At 31.6% G+C, this 3,051-nt stretch carries 2 protein-coding genes; both read left to right on the forward strand.

The features are described from left to right. Positions 1-41: 41 nt before the first annotated feature. On the forward strand, positions 42-347 hold the full coding sequence (locus ACMOUI_RS10780) for a cysteine-rich small domain-containing protein (RefSeq protein ID WP_040406662.1): 306 nt from the start codon (positions 42-44) through the stop codon (positions 345-347). 30 nt (positions 348-377) lie between these two features. Then, positions 378-2,948 (forward strand): ATP-dependent chaperone ClpB, encoded by a 2,571-nt coding sequence (gene clpB / locus ACMOUI_RS10785; protein WP_418965700.1) that lies wholly within the window; start codon positions 378-380, stop codon positions 2,946-2,948. Positions 2,949-3,051: the final 103 nt, after the last annotated feature.

Here is a 3,051-nt window from a genome sequence, read left to right on the forward strand (position 1 = left end):
GTAGTATATTTTAGATATAGATTTTTATTCTTTTGGGAGGTATTATGAACTATAAATTTAATCAAAATAAAAATTGTGAATTTTTTCCATGCCACAAAATGGAGAATACTGAGAACTTTAACTGTTTATTTTGTTATTGTCCACTTTATATGCTAGGAAATGAGTGCGGCGGTAAGTATAAATATACAGCTGGTGGAATTAAAGATTGTTCTGACTGCATTCTTCCTCACATAAAAGATGTTGGTTATGATCATATACAGAAAAAAATGATGGAAGTTATTGAAATTGTTAGAAACGAACATCTAAAGGAGATTGGAGAAGAGGACAAAATAATCAGCTTAAAATAATTTAATTATCTTTATTAAGAGGTGATATTTATGAATCCTAATAATTTTACTGAAAACTCGATGCTTGCATTGACTGATGCTCAAACAATCGCTCAAACTTATATGCAGCAGAGTATTAAACCTGAAATTTTAGCACTTGCTTTAGTTGCTCATAAGGAGGGTTTAATTGTAAGAGTTTTAACAAAAATGGGAGTTAATACAAATACTCTTCAAAATAGTTTAGAGGACCTTTGTAATAAACTACCTAAAATTCAAGGAGCAACTAATACTTCTATTGGATTAGACTCTAAAACGAATGAAATTTTGATGGAAGCTCAAAAACTTATGCAACTTATGGGTGATTCCTATATAAGTGTAGAGCATATTTTTCTATCTTTGCTTGATAACACTAGTTTTTTAGCAAAGTTGGGAATCGATCGTATTCTATTTGAAAAAACTATTTTAGAGATTAGAGGTAATAAAAAAGTAGATTCCCCTAATCCTGAAGTAAAATATGAAGTTTTAGAAAAATACGGTAGAGATTTAGTTGAATTGGCTAGACAGGGAAAAATTGATCCTATTATCGGTAGAGATAGCGAGATTAGAAGAACAATACAGATTATATCTAGAAGAACTAAAAATAATCCTGTTTTAATCGGTGAACCTGGAGTAGGTAAAACAGCTATCGCCGAAGGTTTTGCTCAAAGAATCTTAAATGGTGATGTTCCAGATTCATTAAAAAATAAAAAAGTTTTCTCTTTAGATATGGGATCTTTAATTGCTGGTGCCAAATTTAGAGGGGAGTTTGAAGAACGTCTAAAAGCCGTTTTAAAAGAGGTAGAGGACTCAAATGGTGAAATTATATTATTTATAGATGAAATTCATACCATTGTTGGAGCTGGAAAATCAGATGGGGCTATGGATGCTGGAAATCTATTAAAACCTATGCTAGCTAGAGGAGAGATTAAAGTTATTGGTGCTACAACTCTAGATGAGTATAGAAAATATATTGAAAAAGATCCAGCTTTAGAAAGACGTTTCCAAGTTGTTATGGTAAATGAACCAACTGTCGAAGACACAATCTCTATTTTAAGAGGTATTAAAGAGAAGTTTGAGGTTTATCATGGAATAAGAATAACAGATGGAGCTATAGTTGAAGCTGCTGTTCTTAGTCATAGATATATTCCAGATAGACAACTTCCTGATAAAGCTATTGACCTTATTGATGAGGCTGCAGCTATGATCAGAACTGAGATGGATTCTATGCCTGAAGAGCTAGACCAATTAACAAGAAAAGTTATGCAATTAGAGATTGAAAAAGAAGCTTTAAAAAAGGAGACAGACCCTTATTCAAAGGAAAGACTTGAAGCTCTAGAAAAAGAACTTTCTAGTTTAACAGAGCAAAAATCACTTTTAAAAGCTCAGTGGGAAAATGAAAAACATGATTTGAATAAAGTTAAAGATATTAAAGCTGAAATTGAAAAGGTTAAACTTGAGATTTTAGAAGCTGAAAGAAAATATGACTTAAATAGATTAGCTGAATTAAAATATGGAAAATTAGCAACTCTTGAAAAAGAGCTAATTCAAGAGCAAGAACGTCTTGAAGAAGTCCCTATAAATAAACTTGTTAAACAAGAGGTGGGAGTTGAAGAGATTTCTGAGGTTATTTCAAAATGGACTGGTATTCCTCTTTCTAAACTTATGGAAAGTGAAAAAGAGAAGTTATTAAAATTAGAGGAGAATCTAAACGCTAGAGTAATCGGACAGGAGGAAGCAGTTAAAGCTGTATCAGAGACAATTTTAAGAGCTCGTGCTGGTCTTAAAGACCCTAACAGACCTATCGGTTCCTTTGTATTTTTAGGACCTACTGGTGTTGGTAAAACTTATTTAGCAAAATCTCTTGCATACTTCCTATTTGATGATGAAGAGAATGTAATAAGAATAGATATGAGCGAATACATGGATAAATTCTCCGTTACTAGATTAATTGGTGCACCTCCAGGATATGTCGGTTATGAAGAGGGAGGACAATTAACAGAGGCTGTTAGAAGAAAACCATACTCTGTTATTCTTTTTGATGAAATTGAAAAAGCTCACCCTGATACATTTAATATCCTTCTTCAAGTTTTAGATGATGGACGTTTAACTGATGGACAGGGAAAAGTTGTAGACTTTAAAAATACATTGATTATAATGACATCTAATATTGGTAGTCATTTAATCCTAGAAGATCCTAGTCTAAAAGAGGAAACTAGATTTAATATCAATCAAATGCTTCTTTCTAACTTTAGACCTGAATTCTTAAACAGAATTGATGAGACAATTATCTTTAGAGGTCTTGGACTTAAAGAGATTAAAAACATTGTTCATCAACTTCTAAAAGCTTTAGAGAATAAATTAAAAGATAGAAAAATCAATTTCAAAATTACAGATAGCGCTGCTGAATTCTTGGCTAAAACTGCTTATGATCCACAATTTGGAGCTAGACCATTGAGAAGATATATTCAAAAATATATTGAAACTGAAATAGCTAAAATCATACTAAAAGGTGATGTTAAGGAAAGAGAAACTGTTGAAGTTGACTATAAAGATGAGGATATTGTATTCAATATTATACCCTAGAAAAAAATGGGCTTAGCCCATTTTTTTTATTGACATTTTATAAAAAAAATGATATTATTATATAGCTTGGCAACGATAGCTACGGAGGTACACCCAGTAACAT

Origin of the sequence: Cetobacterium sp. (assembly GCF_048470075.1) — a bacterium.
Taxonomy (GTDB): Bacteria; Fusobacteriota; Fusobacteriia; order Fusobacteriales; family Fusobacteriaceae; genus Cetobacterium_A.

Excerpts from the sequence above, each read along its gene's own strand:
- clpB (WP_418965700.1), top strand. The coding sequence starts at position 378 with ATGAATCCTAATAATTTTACTGAAAACTCGATGCTTGCATTGACTGAT.